Origin of the sequence: Parapedobacter sp. 2B3, assembly GCF_041925275.1 — a bacterium.
Classification (GTDB): domain Bacteria; phylum Bacteroidota; class Bacteroidia; order Sphingobacteriales; family Sphingobacteriaceae; genus Parapedobacter; species Parapedobacter pyrenivorans_A.
In genome coordinates this window covers 528,350-550,435 of sequence record NZ_JBHEUZ010000001.1, presented here as the reverse complement: position 1 = coordinate 550,435, position 22,086 = coordinate 528,350, and the positions used below count along the sequence as shown (strand labels likewise).

Here is a 22,086-nt window from a genome sequence, read left to right as displayed (position 1 = left end):
TGACAATTTGACGCTAAATCATGGAGACAACCTTTTCTGCCATTGTGATAGACGATAACCGCCGTGTGCACACGGATATCCTGGCCATGGTACGGGAGCACGCGCGCCTGCGCGACCTGGCCATCGTCCGTTGTTTTACTACGTGCAGTGCGGCGCTTCGATTCCTTGAGCGGCACGGGCCGGTTGATGTGGTGCTGTGCGACATCGAACTGCGCGACGAAAATGGACTGCACGAAGCGCACCGTTTTTTCCGGCACACGGCCTTTTTCCTGTTGATTACCGTTTACCCGGACTACAAGGCCGCGGCCATGGACAAAGGGGTGCATGGTTATATCGTTAAACCGGTCGATCCGCTCCAGGTGCGCAGTAAACTGGATGAGCTGGACCGCATCCGGCGGTCGGGGCGGATCATGGGCGATGCCGACCAAACGCTATTTATCAAGGACGTGGATGATCCGGTGCCGGTGAAGGTGCTGCTGCGGGATGTCCGTGCCATCACCGTAGATCCCCGCCGGCCCAATATCCTGCGCGTGGATACCGTGGGGCGGGTAATCAGCCACCGCAACAGCCTGTCGAAATACAAGAAGCGGTTCTTGGAGTGGGGTTTGTTCGTGCAGTTGGATCAAAGCGTACTGGTGGCCCAACGCTATGTAGACCGCTTAGAAAACGGCATGGTATGGTTGGATAGCGGATATGCCTATCCCGTGAGCCGTAGGTATGCCCGTGCACTTACGATTTTACGTGATTACCTGAGCCGTAGGGACGAGAGCCCGCCGATGGATGATGAGCAGATGGAGGCGTAAATACAAGGGAATGGTCCGGCGGCTGCGCAAGCGGCATCCGTTGCCGTTAGGGGTGCATGTCTTATGGCTCTCGGTTTTCGGTATCATGGTGTGGTACTATTACCGGCTGTTTGGACTGGTAAGCAGTTTCGAGGCGATGGTCTATTTCATCGGCTTGCAGGTGCTTTATTTATACCTGATGGTGTTCGTGCTGCTGCCGCTGGGATACCATGCCAAGCGGGTGTGGCTGTCGGTGGCTGTGCAGGTACTGATGTTTACCTTGGCCTTCCTGATCTTCGCGGCAGTGATGATTGCGGTGAGCATCGTCCGTGGCAAGCTGATGCTCAGCCTCGACTTCGGTGAACCATTTTTTGCTGATATCGTCAATTTCGGCGAGATGACATTTGTATACATGGCGTTGTCGCCGATCAATGCGTTGGCATTTTTCTATGTGGAGCGGTTTGTCGTCAAAAAGCACAAAAATCGGCGCCTTTGGCTATGGCACCACGATGCACACGACCGTATCGGCCAGTTGGCCCAGGCATGGCGGGCGTGTCAGCTAGATCCACATCTGCTGGGCAACCTGATGACCGTGCTGCGCGATGCCGCACGCTCCCAATCGCGGGAGAAATTGGTGAAGGCCACCACCTATGTGGGCAACCTCATGCGGTTCTATACGCAGCAGGCCGGTTCGTCCAGGCCGCTGCGGTTGCGGGAGGAGCTGCGGCAGGTGCGCCTGTTGCTGGCCATCCACCGGCTTGCCCATACGCGTGGCGGCGCAACCCGGTACATCAAGCTCGTCATCGAAAAGGATGTTCATGACGTAGCTGTACTGCCCATGACCGTATTGGTGCTGGTGGAAAACATCCTGCATCACGCCTCGTGCGTAGACCGTAGGCATCCGGCGGCGGTCGAGGTGTTCACTGTGCATGGGGGTGTGCGCATCGTTGCCTGCAATGCATGGGATGGGCATACGCGCCGACAGGCCCCCGGCCGTGGCAATGGCATCGCTGTTGCCAACATCCGCCAACGGCTGCGCACGGCACACCCCCGGGCCTCGTTGGAGACCGGCTGGCGCGAAGGCCGGTTCACCGCCGCGGTATTTATTCCAAATGATTTCGTACCTTCGGCTTAAACCATTATACACTATTCATCAGCCATTGACTGATTGCGGTGCGCGGCAATGGGGGTACAGCTGCCGTGCAAGGGTGACGTTCATGACGATGGTGCTTAATTGCATTTGACCTATGACACGACACTTATCGTTGTTTGTGCGGCTTTTCCGCCGTTTCCCCCTCGAAAAATTGGAGTACGCGCTCGACCTGTATATCCAGTCGACCGAGCAGCATCTACTAAAGCCGGCTGGCACCGCGCCCGAGACCGAGACCTTGGCAGCAGCCGAACAGGCAGCTGAAAGCCTGCCCGATGAACCCATCGAAAAAAAAATCTACGAAGAGTGCGAACTGATGACCGTCAAAGAGGCTATGGATTTCATTCCCGCCGGCCGCACCAAAATTTACGAATGGCGCATACAGGGCATACTGCACACCATCGAACGCAGTAGCCGCAGCAAGCGGCTCATCCGCGCCGAGGTGGAGCATATGCGAACATGGGCCCGAAACAAAGGGAAGCGGTAGCGGATTGCCCTTGCTTTGCGGTAAGTAACCGCGCGGTTGACATAGACTGCCAGACCTTTGCCGTATGGCAGCGGGTCGTTGCCGGGTAGCAAGGCCGTTGCGACATGTGGCATGCCACCGATGACACACAACATGGGGCTACGGTATCGCGGCATGGGCGCTGTGAAGTATATCGGATCGCTCATGATAGATAACAGGGGGCTCATGGTATGTATCATGGTACACATGACGCACTGCCGAGGCTACGTGACATATTCCGTGGTGCCTAGGATGTATTGTATGGGGCTACCGATATATGGGCATAATTCGCCTGGCATAGTGCATGAGGCTTACGATATACTACATCGGGCTTATCACGTATCGCATGGCGTACGTGGCATGCGCCATCGTGCTTATGGCGTACTGCATGGTACTAGTGATAGGTAGCATATCCTCCATCGCATATGTCATGGCACTTATGGTGTATTGCATGGTGCGCTTGATATATGGCATAGCTCCCCTGGCACATGTGACGGGGCTGGTGGTGCACTGCACCGGGTTCCTGACATAGGGCACGGGCCCCGGGGTATGTGGTATGCGGCCGATGGTGTACTGCACGGTGCGTATCACATACTGCATAACGCTATGTATATATGGCAAACGGTGGTAGGTTGTTCGCCGTTGTTCGCAAGAAATGGCCAAATACGGCCATTGTTGTTCGTTGTTGTTCGCCGTTGTTCGGAAATTTTCCTGCCCCCCTCAATCTCCCCAATTTGGTGAAGCAAAACAACGAATTGGCTATGGAGAGAAGTACAAATCCGGTAAGGGCGGGACCTTTTTACAGCGTGAATTGGTGAACGAACAAAAACAACAAAACAACAAAGAACAAAAAAATGAGACAAGAACGTATTTATACCGATTACCACCGTTGGTCTGACGACGCGCTGGCGGCATTGGCCGGTCGTACGGTGGAATTCATGACAGACAATGCTGCTTTTGCGGCGCCGCAGCCCGATCTGGCCACCTACACGGCTTTGGTGTCGGACTTCCGGCAGAAGCACGAGATTGCCCGCAACCGGGGCAGCCTCGTGGAAGTGACGGCCAAGAACAAGGCGCGAAAGGCCTTGCTGCGGGCCATGAAGCAATTAGCCTTCTACATCAACTTCACGGCCGACGGCGATGCACACCTATTGGCCGGCTCGGGCTTCGTGCTGACCGACCAGCCGCAGGCGCTGCGCAAACCCCATGCGCCGTTGATCGGTACGCTGGAAGACGGGGAGATCAGTGGCGAATTGAACTTCCGCTTCGAGGCGATAGCCAATGCCTGGGAGTACGAGTACCAGGTAGCATCGACCGTAGGTACCGATGGCCAGCCCGAATGGGGCGAGATTGCCCGCACCACCAACTCCCTGAAAAACCTGCTTGCGCCCGTGGTGCCGGGAACCCGGTATTATGCACGGGTGCGCGCCCGCAACGGAAAGGGCGAGAGCGACTGGAGCGCTACCTTCGCGCAGTTCGCACGGTAAAGGAAGCCAGCATAGCCATGAATACAACGGTTCAACTGACCGGTGCCCGCCGTAGCGGCGGGCCCGGCATGCTGGCGCTTTGCCTGCATCGTACATACCTGGATGGTGGGACAAACGGGTCAATCAGCATCGGTGGGCGTGTAATCTGCCATACAATCGAACTGCCGTGGCGCGATAATCGCCGCAACGTGAGCTGTATTCCGGAAGGGCGCTACCGCCTGGAATTGTACTGCTCGCGCAAATTCGGCGACTGCCTGGCGGTGAAAGGTGTGCCGCGCCGCCATGGGATCCTCATCCACCCGGCGAATGATGCGGCTACCGAGCTGTGGGGCTGCATTGCTCCGGTTACGAAAATCACCGGCGAAGGGAAAGGGATATATAGCCGCATCGCGCTGGAAAGACTGGAGCGTGAGGTGATGGGGGTATTGGAAGAAGGTGAAGAAGTTTGGTTGGAGGTTTCCGGTTGCCGCACGGCGTCTGCATACTGCGTACGCTAGGCCGTCTTTGCGGCAACACGCAAACGTGGGGGGTGTATGGATTGGGAGGGTTGGAGGTTTCCGGTTGCCGCACGGCGTCTGCATACTGCGTACGCTAGGCCGCTTGTGCGACAGTGAAAAATACGAAATGGGAGATATAGGAAAAGCAAATAGCAATGAAAACAAAACAATCAATTTACGACCGGGTCAAGGAAACGCTGGCGGTGGCCAGCCAATTGGTGATCGCCTCACCGGTGAAGCTGCCGCCCAAGTTGGTGATTGTAGCCAAATACGTAGCGCTGGCGCTCGGCGTGCTGGAAGCAGTGGAGGGTGCGGCAAAGGAGAGGGGAGGTGAGGATGATGAAGGCGAGTAACCTGCAACTAAGCATCGGTACGGGCGGCGGTACACTGCTGAGCGTGCTGGGCTCTATTGGCATGCACGACGTGCTGAAAACAGCCGTGCTGGCCGCCATCGGTGCGGCGGTAAGTTTTGCGGCGAGCTGGGCGCTGCAGAAAATGTGGGGACGAAAACGATAGCGTTCTCGAGGTGGTAGCGAACAAGCCACGGGGTACCCTGCTACTCCGTGGCTTGTTATTTGGAGGGGGTGTATCTGGCTTGAGGATCTTGATCTGGGGAGCGCCATCGGTGCCTCGCTTAATGGCAAGTCGATACTGCGGGGCCGTATTAAGCGATGATTTTAATTACATTGCCAGATGATTTCAGCTGTTCGGAGCGGTACTCCAATGGCGTAATACCCATGATATGTTTGAATTGCCTGTTGAAATAGGAGACATTTTTATATCCGCATTCGAAGCAGATACTGGCGATGTTCCAGTTTTCCTTGATAAGTAGTTCGGTAGCGTGCGTAACGCGCACATAGTTTACAAATTGCGAGAACGTTTTTTCGGTGCGGCGTTTGAAGTACCTGCAGAACGCAGCCTCGTTCATGCAGGCGATGGAGGCTGCAACCTTACTGTCGGGCTCATCTTTATAGTGGTCTACAATATAACGAATCACCTTTTCCAAACGATTGGCGTCTTCCTGATTGCTCTTGACACGGGGAGTCATACTGCCTATCGTCAGCAATTGTTCTTTATAGCTGGTAAGCCGATGAAGGATTTGAAGCAATAGGAGCAGTGCATCCATGCTCTTGCTTTGTGCGATTTGGTGAAATTGATCTGCCAGGGTGTGGTCATACGTGGGCAATTTAAGGCCCTGTTTACAGGAGATAAGTAGATCTCGGATTCCTATGAGCTCGGCTTTCCCGAAGAAATCGTTGCCCAGGAAGTCCTTTTTGAAGAATATGACGATGGCATGTGCGGTTTCGCCGGTATCTTTAAACGAGCGGTCATTTAGAAAACAGTGGGGTAAGCCCGGGCCGAATAAGTAAACCTCGCCGGCCGAAAAGTTAACGATTCGATTGTCTACGTAGAGCTTGCCGTAACTGTTGGGTATCATGATTAGTTCGTACGTATCGTGGAAATGAAATGGTGAATCGAAGTACGGTTGTAGGTATTCTCTTACCACGAAACTCATGTCTGCTGCACCACTTTGATGCTGAAATACACTCTTTTTGGGATGGTATAGCATGTCGTATGGTATTAATTGGTAGTACATAATTAGCAAAAAAGAATGGTAAGTCCAAATTTTCTGACGCATCATGTAAATAGTGTACCATACATTGCAAAACAAGTGCATGGCTATCCTCACATTGGCATCTATTTTAGCAATAACAAAGAGCGTAGGCTTACCAAATTTTCAACTCGTAGGATGATTTGTTGTAGGTATTTGAAATTCAAACAATTATGTATGTGAGGTTGGGGGTGCGAGCGAGCAATAAGTCTAAAAACAAATGTATTGATATGAAAAGAAGAAGAAGCGTGAAGTTACGTCATACGCTAATTTCAATTGCAGCATTGGCTTTTATAACGGCATGTCCGGCAACTGCACAGATAAACCACCATCCGGAAGAACGAATGATACATGTAGTCACCGAAGATACTCGCCTCGCTTTGCAAATTGATTATTCGCAAGGCTGCAAGGTGAGCGAACTGCAAGTCAATGGCAAAAACGTGATGGCATCATTAGGCGCATTTACCGCTGTACATCTGGCAGATCGGCAGTTTTCGTCACAGACGGGTGGCCAACCGATCGAGGTGACAGCACAGGGCAATGAAATCTGCTTAGAAGGTATTGCCCTTGGCGATATTTCAGAATCGTGGCGATTCAAAGTAGATGGAGATAAGGTCTACTGGACCATCAGTCGGACCTATGCCCGTGATGCCGTTTTGGAAAACATGGCGATGCCGGTTTGGCACTTTGCAGACATGAAGACTTGGAAAGGCGGTATCTTGGACAACGGCGGGATGGTGTGGAGCAAGTACCTGTCTTCGCCGCGCGATACGTACGGCGTACATACGGGCGGCGTGACGTTTTGGAATGAAGACCAGGCACATGGACTGAAGCTTACGGTACACGATGGCGATGGCAATCACATGGCGGCTACCTACTCGCAAAGCGAGGAAGGGACTTTTGCATGTACACATATGGTGACCCATGAGGAACTGGCCCAACGCTATCAGCTTAGTCGTTTCGTGCGGGGGAAGGACGATGTATTTGCTCCTTTTGAAGTGAAACGCGGGAAGACGCAGGTGACTTATGAATTGGCCTGTGTCGATTACCTGACTACCTACGACCGGGGAAGTTTGCCGGGGATTGATGCGGCAGCCGTGCGCGAATTGCTGAATACGACGGCGCGTTATGGTGTGGTAGACAACCGGATTGTAGGTGCCAACGGTTGGATTACCAACTGGAAATGCCTCCATGAACCTTTTTTTGCATTGATTGGGCTGGCATTGAATGATCCGAACTATACAGACAACCTCTCGGCTACGCTGGACCAAGAGCGTGACCTGGCCATGCTTGAAGATGGCCGCGTGCTTTCGCGATGGCATGACGCTGTAGGCGATGAGATACCGGGCACATATGATGCTAAAACCGGGTATTATGAAGCTATGTGGGGATATACGGTTGATTCACAGACGGGCTATGTAATAAACACGGCGGAGCAGTTCCAGCAAACCGCCGACATTACTTGGCTCCGTGCCCACAAAAGTTCATGCGAACGTGCACTCGATTGGCTGATCCGGCGCGATAGTAACGGTAACGGGATTTTTGAGATGGTAAACAGGAACGTTGCTGAACAACAGGCCAGCGATTGGATAGACATCGTGTGGGCAAGTTTTGAGAACGCATTTGTTAATGCGCAACTGTATGAGGCGCTGAATCAGTGGGCGGAATGCGAAGATGTGTTGGGCGATTCGGAAAAGTCAGATTATTACCGGGGTGTTGCTTTTCGGCTTAAGGAGGCATTTAACAGGCCGGTCGATTCGGGCGGTTTTTGGTCGCCCGATAAGAAACAGTACGTGTATTGGCGTGACGATGACGGCACGGTACGTGGCGACAATCTGGTGACCCCGGTTAATTTTGCTGCCATCGCGTTTGGCTTGTGCGACGATAGCGAGCGCGTTGCGTCCATCCTGGAGAACATTGAACGGCGTATGCGACAAGAAAATCTTTTCCACTGGCCGTTATGCTTCGATTCGTTCAAACGTGAAGAAGTGCATGACAATAACTGGCCATTCCCCACGTATGAAAACGGCGACATTTTCCCTACTTGGGGATACTTGGGAATCCGATCATATATTCAATTTGACAAAGAGCTTGCCGTGAAATACATCAAAAATATCTTGTCGCAATACCGGAAAGATGGACTTTCCTCACAGCGGTACAGCCGGACAACCCAGAAGGGGCTAGGAACAGACATCCTATCCGGAATAAGTACAACCATTGCCGCGCTATATAGCGATGTATACGGTGTGCGGCCGAAGTGGAATCGCATGGGTTTGGAGCCCAACATGGTGCCGGCACTAAACGGAACGCGGTTTTCCTACACGCTGCGGGATACCGTCTATGAATGCTTATTGCAGGTGGGTGACTATCAGTTGAAAACTGCTGACTTTCACGTGCGTAGTACCGATGCTTTTGGCGCTTCCGGATCTAACGGTGATTTGGCTTATTACCCGAAAAACAAGGATGACGTGAAGCTGGTGATTCAAGCTGAAACCGGTGCTTTTATCGACCTAACCGTTGATCAATGGAACAACCGCCATGTTAGCTGGTCGGTGGAAGGGGTAAAAAGCGGCCGGTGGAGCATCATTGGGTTTACCCCGGGCAGCCGGTATGAATTGAGCGTGAACGGAACGACTCATGAACTGGTCGTACCGCCAGACGGTAGCTTGGATTTTACGGGGAACTTTTCGCCGTCTGCTGTATTTGATTTGAGATTGAAATAGCAGTTGAGCCGATGGTTAAAACTAGCTGGCTTTCTTTATGATACAAAGATGTAGTTGGTGTAGAAAGCAGTACCCGGAACGATGTAAATAGCGTGCAATAGGATGCAAATGAAGTACTTCTTTTGCGCAGCGGGATGCGCTAATTTAGCAATATCAAAAGGAGACAAATGATAACGATCGACTTGGAAAAAAACAAGTCTTATTGATTAGAAATAGATGAATATGAATAAGCGGTTTGACAAACAGGTAGCCATCGTTACGGGAGCGGCTAATGGATTAGGGAAAGGGATTGCGCTTCGGTTGGCGGAAGAGGGATGCCAAGTGGTGCTGCTGGATATCAATAAGGAACAGTTAGCAAACACCGTCAGCGAGTTTAGCCATAGGGGTTTGTTGGTTGAAGGCCAGCAGCTTGATGTTTCGGATGAGCCCAGCGTAGTGGATGTGATAGATGCCGTAGCGGATAGGTACGGCAAGATTGATATTTTGGTACACTCAGCAGCGATTGTGGGTCCGACAAGTATTTCGACATCGGTTTACCCGACGCCGGATTTTGATAGACTTTACCAAGTTAATCTTCGAAGTGCATTTTTATTGGCAAAACATACGATACCAGTCATGGAAGCGGGTAAGTATGGCCGAATCCTCTTGCTCGCTTCGATGGCGGGCAAAGAAGGAAACCCGTATATGATTGGTTATTCAGCGATGAAGGCCGGCATCATCGGAATGGTCAAAGCATTGGGAAAGGAGTATGCTGAAAAAGGAATAACGATCAATGGGTTAGCTCCTGCAGTAATAAAAACACCTATGAACGATGATACAGACGCGCGGCAACTGGATTATATGATCGGTAAAATTCCGATGAAGCGGTTGGGAACGGTGGAGGAAGTAGCTGCGATAAGCGCTTGGATCGTATCGAAGGAAGCTAGCTTCACGACAGGTTTTACGTTTGACGTGTCGGGAGGGAGAGCGACATATTAGTATACCCAATTAATTCGCATATGTCAATGATTTCACAATCAACGTACAAAGACAAGGATAGCATCGTACTTGAGAACGGCGTAATCAGGGCCGAGTTTCTGCCTCATCCTGGAGGAAAGATGGTATCATTCCAGTCAAAGGAATCGGGCTTTGAATTTTTGGTTCAACGCCCTGGAGAAATCTACAAGGACCAACCGTTTGATGGCGATTACGTGGCGGGCGAATGCAGTGGTTTCGATGACATGTTTCCAACAATTGATGTATGCGAATATCAGGAAGAGCCCTGGAAGGGGGCTAAGATGGCGGACCACGGAGAGGTTTGGAGCTTGCCTTGGGAATCTGAACTGACGACTGATGCGGTAGAATTGAAAGTGGAGGGTGTACGATTTCCTTATGAGCTAACGAAGCGGATCTACTTTCTTGACGAGCGGACGTTGCGGTTTGACTATTCCCTGAAAAACCGAAGTGCATTTGATTTCGAATTTCTTTGGGCCGGGCATTTTATGTTCAACATGGATGTTGGAACCGAAGTGGTGGTTCCCAATGACTGTAAGCGGGCAGTATCTGTGTTTACGAACGCCAATAGACCATACGGCGAGATCTTGAACTGGCCGCTATTCGAGAATGCACAGGGCGACACTTATGCGGCTAACATAAGCCGACCGGCGACGGTGAAAGCATTTGAAAAATACTATTTCGAAAATAAACTTGAATCGGGCTGGTGTGAACTGGTTTATAAGGACCTGCCGCACAGGTTGCGTTTGGATTTTACGGCAGAGACGGTTCCGTACCTAGGCATCTTGATGAATGAAGGTGGGTGGGGCGGTTTGTATAATATCTTTATAGAACCCTGTACGGTTTGCTATGATCGACCGGATGTAGCCAAGCAGCGTGGACAGGTGAGCAAGGTGCCGCCTCACAGCACCTATTTGTGGGGACTAAACCTGCAAATTAAAAGATGAGAAAATTTAAAACAATATAGCTCAATTTAAATGAAAGGTAAGAAAGTATTAGTTACTGGTGCGGGTACGGGAATAGGAAGAGAGATTGCATTGGAATTTGCGCGGCGTGGAGCCGATGTGGTGGCGCATTATGCGCATAGCGGAGAGGGAGCCGAAAGCGCCGTACAGGAGATGGCTACTTTGGGAGTGAAAGCCAAGGCTATTGGGGCAGACCTGAGTGATATCACCAAGGCCATTCAACTGGTTAATGATTCCGTGGAATTTCTTGGGGGGTTGGACGTGTTGGTAAACAACGCCGGGATTACCTTGACGCTGGAATTTGAAAAAGTAACGCCACAACAATACGATAAGGTTTACGATGTGAACGTAAAAGCCCAGTTTTTTATCATACAAGCAGCGCTTTCTCACCTTCGGAAGAGCGAAGGAAGTATTTTGAACCTTTCTTCAGTTCATGGACTTCGAGGTAGTAAAGGACATGCGGTATATGCAGGTACAAAGGGTGCGATCATCGCGCACACCCGCGAATTGGCTATTGAGTTGGCAGCAAAAAAGATTCGCGTAAACGCGATTGCACCAGGGCTAATTCCGGTTCAAAACCATTATAAGGCATCGGGGGAGGAGTGTTTTGAAGGCTTTGACAAATTTATACCCGCCGGATTCGTCGGTACACCGCTGGATATCGCCAAAGCGGCTGTGTTCCTGTCGTCTGAAGAGGCCCGATATATTGTAGGGCAGACGATTGTGATCGATGGTGGAACGACTTCGTGGATGTCGTTCAGTAACGGTTTTGAAGAGATCGGATTGCGGTTGGGTAAGGGTTATGTTCCTGATTTGTAAATAAATAAAGTTAACATCATGTTGTTTAACGTAGTTATAACAGATAGCGGCTTCGCCAATCATGATCCGGAAAGGGAATTGCTGAAAGGACACGCGGAATTGAAGAAGATTGACTGGAAAGACGAAGAAGAACTGAGATTCAAGACACGAGACGCAGATGTGCTCCTTGTGCAGTGGGCATCTATCTCTCAGTATGTTATTGAGGGCTTGGAACGATGCAAGGCAATTATTAGGTACGGAATTGGGGTTGATAACATTGATTTGAAGGCTGCGAAGGAAAAGGGCATTCGGGTTTGTAATGTGCCTGACTATTGTATCAACGAGGTGGCCGACCACACGATTGCGCTTGCACTTGCCGCCTTACGTCAAATACCGGCAGTAGATACCAACGTAAGGCAGGGTGATTGGAGCATTGTGCTGCCGAAGGAGGTTGCACCTTTTGACGAAATGGTCTATGGTTTGGCGGGTTTTGGCCGTATCGCCCAAGCGGTAGCCAAGCGGGCACTGGGCTTGGGATTCGCAGTAAAAGCGTATGATCCTTTTGTTGCACCTGAAAGCATGAGACTGCTTCACGTCGAACCGGTTGATCGGGACACATTGATGCAGCAGTCGGATATATTGAGCTTACATCTGCCATTGAAGCCCGATACCGTCCATTTTTTGAATGGTCGCTCGATAGCGCGCATGAAACCAAATGCGCTCGTTGTGAATACATCGCGTGGAGGACTAATTGATACCGCTGCACTGACGGAAGCCATTTCGAAGAGGCAAATATGGGGAGCAGCGCTCGACGTTTTCGAGGAGGAGCCGCTGCCCCTTAGCCACAAATTGATGGAGATGCCGGAGGTTGTATTGTCTTCTCATGTGGCGTGGTATAGCCGGCGGAGTATTCCGTTGCTTCAACGGAAGGTTGCTGAAGAGGCGCTGAGAGCGATAAGCGGGGTGCCACCATTGCACAGTGTTATTCCGTTTTCTTAACTATTACATCGATGAGCGAGCTTTCACTTGGTTTGTTATTGGTTGTTGGTGCGGGACTTGGCACTGGTACCATCGCGTGGCCGTTGGCAAAAATCAAAACACTTCGTTTTGAGTATTTTCTCTTCACGTATATGCTGGTTGGCATTGTGCTGATTCCTTGGGTAATTATGCTATGCGGCGTACGAAGCGTCTCGGAGCTCATCAATGTGGTAGGTGTGCGTACACTGCTTATTGCCAACCTTTTGTCGGTTAGTTGGGGTGTTGCGAATGTAATTTATTTGGTTTGCGTAATCAGAATAGGGGCCGCTATAACTGGCGCCGTTCTCACCTCATTGGGAATGTCGGTTGGCGTAATTATGCCGCTACTAGTAAGGGGAGATGGCCGTTTTGCCGATGCGCCTACATTGTTCAGCAATCAAGGGGTTGTAATTTTGATTGGATTATTGGTTTTGCTGGTGGGTGTAGTGCTTACAAGCAGGGCGGGTTTGTACAGGGAGAAGCTGTTGCATCGTAAAACCAATTATAGCCGAAGCCATCAAATCGTCAGTGCTTTTCGGAAAAACATACTGCTGGTTGTATTGGCAGGTGTTCTTTCTGCAGGAATTTCATTGACATTCGTATACAGCCAAGATGCGATTCTCGGTGCCGTGCTGCAACAAGGCGCTTCTGAGACGGTTGGGAACTTCAGTGTGTGGGCGTTGGCGATGCTTGGTGGAGCGGTGGTAAACGTTGGTTACGGTGTGTACCTTATGGTTAAACGCAAATCGTTGAAATCCTTTTCCTTGAGTGGTATTGAAGTGTTGGTGGGCTATGTTGCCGGTGCGCAATTCATCCTATCCATTGTATTGATGGGTAAAGGGATGGTGTTGCTGGGCGCGTTGGGTGCTTCGGTTGGCTTTGCTATTCAGCAGTCTACACAGATTTTGGGGAATCAAATAGTGGGTTTCGTCAACGGTGAGTGGAAAGAGGTTCGCGGCTCACCAAGGAAAACTATGTATTGGTCTATTGCTGTAATCATCTTAGGGGTGATTCTACTGGCTGGCAGCAATTCGATGTATTGATTATTAATTTGTTATTGGTTGTTTTTTGAATTTCGTATACCCGACGATTCGGGTTTTTCATGCCAAATTATTAATTTTTTAGATTATGATAAAGTTGTTTTTTTATGCGGGTAAACTATACCCGGACAAAAGCGGTGTTCTAATGGCGTGCTTGTTGCTCGCTGGAGTATTCCTATTCGCTCCTCCGCTATTGGGGCATGCAAGTGCCACTATGGCAACCGATCGCTTGGGCAATGGGTTGGGGGAGGTGCCTGTGCAGGATACGACGGTTGTTAGCGGAAAGGTAACCGATACACTGGGCAACCCGATTGCCGGCGTTAGTGTAGCTGTGCAGGGAAGACCGAATTCGGGCACGCAGACGGGCGATAACGGGATGTACGCCATTAGTGGTTTAAGAGGAGACGTTATCGATTTTAGCTACGTGGGTTACGTAAAGCAGTCTGTCGAATTAGGCACTCAGACCACATTGGATGTGACATTGGAGGTAGATGGAACCGAATTGGATGAGGTAATTGTGGTTGGTTTTGGTACGCAAAAGAAAATCACATCGGTAGGTGCGCAGGCTTCGGTATCACCAAAGGAACTGAAAACTCCCGTTAGGAATTTGGCCACGGTTTTAGCGGGTCGAATTTCGGGTGTGATAGGGCTGCAGCGTACCGGTGAGAATGGTTTCGAAAATCACGGAATTTGGGTTCGGGGGATATCCAGCATTTCGGGCGGTAGCAGCCCGTTGGTATTGGTAGATGGCGTGGAACGGCCGCTGCAGGATGTGCCGCCAGAAGACATCGAAAGTTTTTCGATTTTAAAGGATGCTTCAGCTACAGCGGTATACGGTGTTCGCGGAGCTAATGGCGTCATTTTGGTAAATACCCGCAAAGGCTCGGTGGGCGATGTGAAAATCAACGCTTACTTTACCCAAGGCATATCGGACTTTACGAAAATACCGGACCTGGCAGATGGTATAACGTTTATGCGCATGACAAATGAAGCCAACCTAACGCGAGGTCGTGAGCCCCTATATACCGAAGAGGATATCCAAAAGACAATTGACGGCGTCGACACGGATCTATATCCCAATACCAATTGGTTTGATGAGATTCTCGACGACTACGGGAAAACAAGTCAATTCAATGTGAATATGAGGGGAGGTAGTGAACGGGCTAATTTCTACGTTTCCGGATCATTTATCAATGAGATTGCCCAGTTCAAAACCGACGAGCTTCAAAAGTATGATTCGAGGCTGGGATTGGACCGGTACAATTTTACGTCTAATCTGTCTTTGAAGGCTACACCTACCACGACGGTGGATATGGGAGTGCAAGGCTATATCATCGACGGGAATTACCCGGGAGTCAATTTCCCGCAATTGTTTGGCTTGGTAATGGAAGTGCCATCTGTCGTCTATCCTGCAAGGTATTCGGATGGTACGATCCCTTCCGAACGTACAGGCGATTCCAGGCCATTCAATCCGTATGCCGCCCTTACCCAGACCGGCTACCGAACGGTGACTCGAAGCCAGATGAATACCAATGTGAAGGCTACGCAGCGGTTGGATTTTCTTACGGAGGGATTGTCCGCGTACTCGCTGTTTGCTTTTGATACATTCAATGAGGTATTTGTTTTCCGTGAGAAATCACCGGATACGTACTTGGCAACCATGCGGGATAGCGATGGTAACCTGGTATTGGAACCTACGCGGATTGGGACACCTTACCTGGGTTTTGCCAGGCCCCAGAATCTCACCACACGGCGGTTTTATTCGGAGTCTGCCGTCAACTACCAACGCTCATTTGGCGACCATGAGGTGACGGGCATGATGCTCTATAATTGGAGCGATGCCATCAACAACTCGGCGTCCGATGTGATCGGCTCACTGCCTTCGCGTTTCATGGGGGTGGCGGGAAGGGCTACGTATGCATTTAAGCAACGCTACCTGTTTGAAGTAAACGCAGGCTACAACGGGTCAGAGAATTTTGCACCATCGCGGAGGTACGGTTTTTTCCCCTCCTTTGGTCTGGGGTGGGTGTTTTCGGAGGAAGCAATCTTTGCCGGCATAAAGGATGTGGTAAACGTGGGCAAAATCAGGTTTACCAGAGGACTTTCCGGGAATGCTGACATCGGCGGTAGGCGTTTTGCATACATCGGTACCGTTGGTTCGGGGCAGGGCGGATATGTTTTTGGCAAAGAATGGGGCAATACCTATACCGGTAAGGATATCGAGGAATACGCCGTTGACGTAAGTTGGGAAAAATCGATGAAAACCAATATCGGGATAGATTTGACCCTGTTGAAAAACAACCTGAATATACAAATGGACTTTTTTGATGAACGGCGTGAGGGTTCGTTTCTGAGACGTTCTTCGCTCCCTTCGTATATTGGCCTACGAAACAATCCATACGGTAACCTCGGAATTAGCAGTAACCGCGGGATAGATGGTTCGATTTCGTTCCGACGTGCACTTTCTGAAGACCTGCACATTAATCTGACCGGTACGGTTACCTATGCAAGGAGTGAAGTGATTGACGATGATATGCCTGCTTGGAACTACCCTTGGCGTGAGCGTAAAGGCCAGAAAATCGGGCAGCCGTTTGGACTTATCGCAGAGGGATTGTTTACTTCGGACCAGGAGATTGCCAACAGTGCCAGTCAAACGGGTGATGTGCGTGTAGGTGATATCAAATATAGGGACCTGAATGAAGACGGGGTGATCGATTTAAACGATGAGGCACCCATCGGGTACGGTGCTTTCCCGGAATTGGTTTACGGTGCGCGCCTCGGTGTTGCGTACAAAAGATTTGCTGTTAATGCATTCTTTCAAGGGGTTGGAAATGTAAGCATTTTTGCCAATGGAAACGGATTTGTGCCGTTCCAACAGGGCTCCACACGTGGCAACCTCCTTTCTGTCGTTGAAGACCGGTGGACGGTTGATGATCCCAACCCCAACGCATTCTTTCCCCGACTGACATTCGGAGATGAAAACATGAACTACCGGCGCAGTTCGTGGTGGGTGAAAAATGGTGCTTTTTTAAGGCTGAAGACACTGGATGTGACCTATAGTTTTGGAAAGTCGATTGCAAATCGGCTGAAGGTTGACGACGTCACATTGTTTTTCCAGGGATTCAACCTGTTAACCTTTTCCAAATTCAACCTATGGGATGTGGAAATGGGGGATGGAAGAGGTGCGGGTGTCCCGCAGTCTAAAGTTTATAGTCTAGGTTTGCATGTCGCATTTTAGTTTTTCGAAAGATGAAGTATTTGAAGTCAATAGTACCAGCATTGTTTTTTTTGGTGATTCTTGGTTCTTGCAAGAAGGATTTTCTAAGTCAAGTACCTAATGACCGGATTACCATAGATGAAGTTTTTCAACGTCGACTGGAGTCTGAACAATATTTGGCGAATGTATATGCCTATATAAAAGATGAGCATAACCAGTGGTCTGATAATCCATGGTTTGGAATGTCTGATGAAGGAGACGTGTCTTGGGCCCGGGATTATATGTTTACCTACGCGATAAATCTTGGTTCGTGGGATCCCAACGTTGCTTACGGGCAGACGTGGGAACATTACTATCGGGGTATCCGATCTGCGACCTATTTTATTGAGAATATTGGTGGTAATGCCGAAATTTTGGCGCTAGGACAGCAAGGATTAGATTTAATCGAACAGTATAAAGCCGAAGCGCAATTCTTGCGGGCATGGTTTTACTTTTGCCTGGTAAGACAATATGGCCCTGTCATTATTATTAATGAAATTATACCGCCAGATATGCCACTTTCCGAATTGCAGATACCTAGGAATACATATGACGATTGCATTCAGCATATTGTATCCGAGTTGGATGCCGCTGCTCGGGTTTTGCCGGTTCAACATGTTAGCGACCGGGATGCCGGTCGGGCTACTCGTGCAACTTGCATGGCTGTGAAGTCTCGTGTACTGCTGTACGCCGCTAGCCCGATGAATAACGGGAATACAGACTATGCGTCTTTCGTGAATCCAGATGGCACGCCATTATACGCGCAGCAATACGATGCTGAAAAATGGAAAGCAGCGGCGGATGCGGCGAAGGCGGTGATCGACTTAAATGCGTTTAGCCTATATAAGGTTTACGACAATACAGGTCAGCTTGATCCGTTGCTTTCTTACCGGGATGTATTTCTGGAACCATGGAACAATGAAATGATTTTTGTAAGGTCAGACTGGGTTAGCCTGGAATGGGAACGGTTTTGCACCCCTCGTTTCGGCGGTGGTTGGAGCGGTATGGCTGCCACGCAACAACAGGTCGATGCGTATTTTATGGCAAACGGAAAGGCAATCGATGACAATGGCTCGGGCTATACCGAGTCGGGTTTTACGAATACCGACGGAAAGTATACGAACGCAGGTACGTTTAGCATGTACGCCAATCGAGAACCACGGTTTTATGCATCCATTGTCTATAATGGGTCCGAATGGATAAATACCGAAGAAGGTGTACAGATAATTGGACTGCATCGAAACGGTAATTCCGGATCTCAAGGGTCAGTTGACTATTCGCGGACAGGCTATCTTGTAAAAAAGAATATTCACCCTAATGCAAACCCAAGATTGAATAAAGGCGTTCGAAGGCCTTATCCATTGATCCGTTTGGCTGAGATTTATTTGAACTACGCGGAAGCACTCAATGAATACTCACCTGGCCACGCAGATATCTTAAACTATATCAATCTAGTTAGGGAACGCGCAGGTATTCCGCAGTACGGTACGCCGGGGTTGCCGGCACCTGGGGGACAGGACGCGGTAAGGACGTTGATTAGAAAGGAACGACGGGTGGAGCTAGCATTCGAAACCCATCGATTCTTCGATGTGAGACGGTGGAAGATTGCTCAACAGACAGAAGGTGGAGATTTTTACGGGATGGATGTATTAAAGGGGGAGAGTATTTCCGATCCTGAGTTTTACAAAAGAACAGTATTCGAAAAAAGGGTGTCTCACCCAGAATATGCGCTATGGCCTATTTTGCAAGCCGAGATTGACAGGAACAATAGCATCGTTCAGAATCACGATTGGTAAATAGGTGCAGAATGGTTAATTTGAGATTTGTTATGAAGAAGTCGATTGTATTATTAGTTTTCCTAGCCAACTTATCCTTCGCTTGGGCGCAGGGGGACAGCCCTTTTTCAATAAACAGCACTGATTTTAATCGGTGGGGACCTCAGTTGGTGAACGATGATATCATGCCTACATCGGATGCCGTAGCCCGGTTTAAGGATGCGGTGGATGCACTATTCTCCGGTCGGCCGTTGACCAACCGGTTGGATGTGATGGAGCTGCAGTTGATTGAACAGGGCTGGGGTACCATGCATTACAATCAATCTTGCTTGGGGACACCGCTCAAGATTGGCGACAAGGTATTTAAAAAGGGCCTTGGTACGCATGCCAGCAGCCGGATAAAGGTCACTTTTCCGGAGCCGGTAGTCAAATTTTCGGCCGCAGTGGGTATTGATAATAACCACCAAACAGAGGGAAAGCTTGGCTCTGTTCAGTTCCTGCTCCGCCACGGCGAGCAGGAAGTGGGTCGGACATCGGTATTACGAGGTTCGGATGCAGCATTTGATCTTTCGGTTGGACTCCCTGATGGTACACAGGAGCTCACGCTGGTTGTAGACCCAACAGCAGATGGTCACGATTACGATCAGGCTAATTGGTGTAACCCAATAGCGATTGGGAAATCGGGTAAAATTTACGACTTGACGGCCACTACAGAACTGGCTGTTGCTCGTGAAAGCATACCTTTCTCATTCGAGTATAATGGAAAATCATCCCGCGAGTTCCTTTCTTCATGGGCGTTTGAAAAGCGGGTGTCGCATCCGTTGGAAACGGTTTATTCGTGGACAGATTCTGGAACAGGATTGAAGGTAGAGGCGGTGGTGAAGTGGTTCGAAAGTTTTGCCGCCGCCGATTGGGTGTTGAATTTTACGAATACAGGTAAAACAAATACCCCATTGATTGAACGTGTAAGTGTACTCGATCTATCGGTGAAAGCTGGAAATCGCGGAAGTGTTATCAATACGTTGAACGGAGACGAGTGCAACGAAAGATCTTGGGTGCCGCTATCATACCCGTTGGGTAAGGGAGAAACCCGTCACTTTACCCCCATTGGCGGACGTTCGTCCAATCATGTGTTCCCTTTCTGGAACCTGCAACACGTTGCGGCGAATGACCATGCTCCCAGCGAAGGTGTTTTCGTGGCGGTCGGTTGGTCGGGACAGTGGGGGGCCGACTTCAAAAACGAAGATGGGAAGGCGATTTCAATTGCTGCTGGTATGCAAACCATTTCGACCGTACTGCTTCCGGGAGAATCCATCCGGCAGCCTCGGGTATTAATCATGCCGTGGCATACCGATCGCCTTAGTGCACAAGTGTTGTTCCGTCGTTTGCTCATGTTTGAGTACACCCCTAAAATGGAAAATAAACTTCCGGTGCAGCAACTGATCAGCAACATGGGCTGGGGGCGCTATGCGGAAAGACAATACCCCGATTTCGGTAAATTTGAAACGCAATTGGCTTACGTAAAAAAGGTGAATGAAGTCGGTGGTAATGCACATTGGGTAGATGCGGTTTGGTTTCCCGGTAAATTTCCGGATGCCGTAGGAAATTGGAATCCAGACAAAGCTCGATATCCGAATGGTATCGAAGCCTTGTCAGACGCTATTCACGAACGAGACATGAAGTTTGTCCTCTGGTTCGAGCCAGAACGTGTGGGTAAGAATTCTGAGATAGCAACGAAGTACCCGCAATATGTGTTTGGTGGGCAGGATGGCGGACTTTTTAAACTACATGACCGCGATGCGAGGAAATTCCTTACCAATTATTTGGACGAGCGTATCAAAAAATTTGGTGTGGATGTGTACCGTCATGACTTCAATATCAATCCACTCCCATTTTGGCAGAAAAACGATGCAGCGGACCGAAAGGGGATAACCGAGATCAGGTACGTGGAGGGGCACTATGAAATGTGGAACGAATTGCGGAAAAATAACCCCGGTCTGTGGATTGACAATTGCGCGTCAGGCGGTCGGCGGATCGATCTTGAAACAACGGCGATATCGGTTCCCTTGTGGCGGTCGGATACGAATTGTTGGCCAGCAGATCCCAATTGGGACCAAGTGCAAACCATGGGGCTTGCACAATATATTCCGATGTTTTCTGCTGCTGCGTGGGAGCCTGATCCGTATACATTTCGTAGCAACGCAAACTTGGGCGCAATAGGCGAATTTGATTACTTGGCGGATAATTTTGACGCTACATTGGCTAAAGCTGCTTTTGACGAAGCCAAGGTTTACCAGAAGTTCTGGTATGGCGATTTTTATCCGCTTACACCGGCTAGGTTGGGAAGCGATAACCTCCACGCTTGGCAATTGCACCGTTCGGACTTGGGTGCCGGGGTGATCTATGTGTTCAGACAAGCAGATTGCCCCTTTACGGGTTTTGAGTTGTCGCCCAGGGCGATAGCACCCGACGCTAAGTATAGGCTTAATTTGAAGGAGGATTACAACACCAGCAAGACCGTGGTACTCGACGGCTCGGAATTGCTAGGTTACATCGTGGACATGCCGCAAAAGAAATCAACGATGATTGTTGAGTATCAGAAAATCAGCGATTGATGAATGGCGTAGGTTATTGCGAAGTCATTGTATCGCCGGGTTGTACGCTAGCGGAAAGTCCCGTGTGGGATAGTTGCAATCGTCGTGTGCTTTGGGTAGATATTCTTCAAGGCAACATCCATGAGTGGAGTGTGGAAACGAATAAGCATACTATCTTTCCCTTTGGTGTTAAAATCGGGGCAATAGCGTTGGATGCCGAAGGAGGGATAATTGCAGCTACGAAAAGCGGGTTTGCACGTCTCCGATTGGAAGATAGGGTGGTTGATTATGTGGCAGATCCAGAAAGATGCTTGCCGGATAATCGATTCAATGACGGGAAATGTGACGTGACGGGCCGGTTTTGGGCTGGCACGATGGACGAAATGACAGGTATACCCGGAGCAGGTAAACTCTACGCGCTCGAATTGGATGGCTCGGTGACTCTTAAGATTTCTGATGTTTCGTGTTCGAACGGGCTGGGTTGGAACTTAGCCAACGATACGTTTTATTTTATCGATACGCCTACGCGCGAAGTGGTAGCTTATGACTTTGTAGCAAACGATGGTAACATCACAAACAGACGTACGGTAATTGAAGTGCCCGAAGAAGACGGTTTTCCGGACGGGATGGCCGTAGACACGCAAGGTATGTTGTGGATAGCGTGTTGGGGTGGGGGAAAAGTTGCTTGCTGGAATCCGAATACGAGCAGAAAGTTGGGCGAAATACGCCTCCCGGTCTCATTGGTGACCTCCTGTGCTTTTGGCGGCGAAAACCTCAGCGACTTGTTTGTGACAACGGCACGGCTGGGATTGACTCCCGACGAACTTAAAGAGCAGCCACTGGCTGGAGCATTGTTCCGGATTAGTGGAATTGGCATTGAATGATTGGCGTA

General features: G+C 49.8%; 19 protein-coding genes. 17 read left to right on the top strand and 2 right to left on the bottom strand.

Going from position 1 to position 22,086, the window contains the following annotated elements:
* Positions 1-20 precede the first annotated feature (20 nt).
* The 3 genes from ACEVG1_RS02230 (at position 21) to ACEVG1_RS02220 (ending at position 2,419) form a co-directional block, all read left to right on the top strand.
* Positions 21-803, top strand: coding sequence for a LytR/AlgR family response regulator transcription factor (locus tag ACEVG1_RS02230; RefSeq protein WP_374741921.1), 783 nt, complete (start codon positions 21-23; stop codon positions 801-803).
* Positions 781-1,917 (top strand): hypothetical protein, encoded by a 1,137-nt coding sequence (locus ACEVG1_RS02225; protein WP_374741920.1) that lies wholly within the window; start codon positions 781-783, stop codon positions 1,915-1,917. Before ACEVG1_RS02230 ends, ACEVG1_RS02225 begins: the two co-directional genes overlap by 23 nt.
* A gap of 112 nt (positions 1,918-2,029) precedes the next feature.
* Positions 2,030-2,419, top strand: a complete 390-nt coding sequence (locus tag ACEVG1_RS02220) for a hypothetical protein (protein WP_374741919.1) — start codon at positions 2,030-2,032, stop codon at positions 2,417-2,419.
* Positions 2,420-2,758: 339 nt separating this feature from the next.
* Here ACEVG1_RS02220 and ACEVG1_RS02215 read toward each other — a convergent pair whose 3' ends face one another.
* On the bottom strand, positions 2,759-3,037 hold the full coding sequence (locus ACEVG1_RS02215) for a hypothetical protein (protein ID WP_374741918.1): 279 nt from the start codon (positions 3,035-3,037) through the stop codon (positions 2,759-2,761).
* Between the two features lie 254 nt (positions 3,038-3,291).
* Between ACEVG1_RS02215 and ACEVG1_RS02210 the strand changes: the two genes are divergently transcribed.
* The 4 genes from ACEVG1_RS02210 (at position 3,292) to ACEVG1_RS02195 (ending at position 4,937) form a co-directional block, all read left to right on the top strand.
* The gene (locus tag ACEVG1_RS02210) at positions 3,292-3,924 is read left to right on the top strand and encodes a fibronectin type III domain-containing protein (protein ID WP_374741917.1); all 633 of its coding nucleotides are present in this window, start codon (positions 3,292-3,294) and stop codon (positions 3,922-3,924) included.
* A gap of 17 nt (positions 3,925-3,941) precedes the next feature.
* Positions 3,942-4,421 carry a DUF5675 family protein gene (locus tag ACEVG1_RS02205; protein ID WP_374741916.1) on the top strand — a complete coding sequence of 160 codons (480 nt, stop codon included), beginning with the start codon at positions 3,942-3,944 and terminating at the stop codon, positions 4,419-4,421.
* 155 nt (positions 4,422-4,576) lie between these two features.
* Positions 4,577-4,774: a hypothetical protein gene (locus ACEVG1_RS02200; protein ID WP_374741915.1), complete on the top strand. Its 198-nt coding sequence runs from the start codon at positions 4,577-4,579 to the stop codon at positions 4,772-4,774.
* Positions 4,758-4,937: a hypothetical protein gene (locus ACEVG1_RS02195; protein ID WP_374741914.1), complete on the top strand. Its 180-nt coding sequence runs from the start codon at positions 4,758-4,760 to the stop codon at positions 4,935-4,937. Before ACEVG1_RS02200 ends, ACEVG1_RS02195 begins: the two co-directional genes overlap by 17 nt.
* A gap of 148 nt (positions 4,938-5,085) precedes the next feature.
* Here the strand turns inward: ACEVG1_RS02195 and ACEVG1_RS02190 are convergent, their stop codons facing one another.
* Complete coding sequence (locus ACEVG1_RS02190) at positions 5,086-5,991, bottom strand: AraC family transcriptional regulator (RefSeq protein WP_374741913.1); 906 nt, start codon at positions 5,989-5,991, stop codon at positions 5,086-5,088.
* A 272-nt stretch (positions 5,992-6,263) separates the two neighbouring features.
* Here ACEVG1_RS02190 and ACEVG1_RS02185 point away from each other — a divergent pair, with 272 nt between their 5' ends.
* From ACEVG1_RS02185 to ACEVG1_RS02140, 10 genes are all read left to right on the top strand, one after another.
* A complete protein-coding gene (locus tag ACEVG1_RS02185) occupies positions 6,264-8,756 on the top strand; it encodes a hypothetical protein (protein WP_374741912.1) in 2,493 nt (830 codons plus the stop codon).
* A 216-nt stretch (positions 8,757-8,972) separates the two neighbouring features.
* A complete protein-coding gene (locus tag ACEVG1_RS02180; RefSeq protein ID WP_374741911.1) occupies positions 8,973-9,734 on the top strand; it encodes an SDR family NAD(P)-dependent oxidoreductase in 762 nt (253 codons plus the stop codon).
* A gap of 26 nt (positions 9,735-9,760) precedes the next feature.
* Positions 9,761-10,696, top strand: coding sequence for a hypothetical protein (locus tag ACEVG1_RS02175; protein ID WP_374741910.1), 936 nt, complete (start codon positions 9,761-9,763; stop codon positions 10,694-10,696).
* Positions 10,697-10,726: 30 nt separating this feature from the next.
* Positions 10,727-11,533, top strand: coding sequence for an SDR family NAD(P)-dependent oxidoreductase (locus ACEVG1_RS02170; protein ID WP_374741909.1), 807 nt, complete (start codon positions 10,727-10,729; stop codon positions 11,531-11,533).
* Positions 11,534-11,551: 18 nt separating this feature from the next.
* On the top strand, positions 11,552-12,511 hold the full coding sequence (locus ACEVG1_RS02165) for a C-terminal binding protein (RefSeq protein WP_374741908.1): 960 nt from the start codon (positions 11,552-11,554) through the stop codon (positions 12,509-12,511).
* An 11-nt stretch (positions 12,512-12,522) separates the two neighbouring features.
* Positions 12,523-13,572, top strand: coding sequence for an L-rhamnose/proton symporter RhaT (locus ACEVG1_RS02160; protein ID WP_374741907.1), 1,050 nt, complete (start codon positions 12,523-12,525; stop codon positions 13,570-13,572).
* Between the two features lie 85 nt (positions 13,573-13,657).
* Positions 13,658-16,807, top strand: a complete 3,150-nt coding sequence (locus ACEVG1_RS02155; RefSeq protein WP_374741906.1) for a SusC/RagA family TonB-linked outer membrane protein — start codon at positions 13,658-13,660, stop codon at positions 16,805-16,807.
* Positions 16,808-16,818: 11 nt separating this feature from the next.
* Entirely contained in the window at positions 16,819-18,621 is a 1,803-nt protein-coding gene (locus ACEVG1_RS02150; protein ID WP_374741905.1) for a RagB/SusD family nutrient uptake outer membrane protein, read from the top strand.
* Positions 18,622-18,653: 32 nt separating this feature from the next.
* Positions 18,654-21,215, top strand: coding sequence for an NPCBM/NEW2 domain-containing protein (locus ACEVG1_RS02145; protein ID WP_374741904.1), 2,562 nt, complete (start codon positions 18,654-18,656; stop codon positions 21,213-21,215).
* Positions 21,215-22,078: an SMP-30/gluconolactonase/LRE family protein gene (locus ACEVG1_RS02140; RefSeq protein WP_374741903.1), complete on the top strand. Its 864-nt coding sequence runs from the start codon at positions 21,215-21,217 to the stop codon at positions 22,076-22,078. The genes ACEVG1_RS02145 and ACEVG1_RS02140 overlap by 1 nt, the downstream gene beginning before the upstream one ends.
* Positions 22,079-22,086 lie beyond the last annotated feature (8 nt).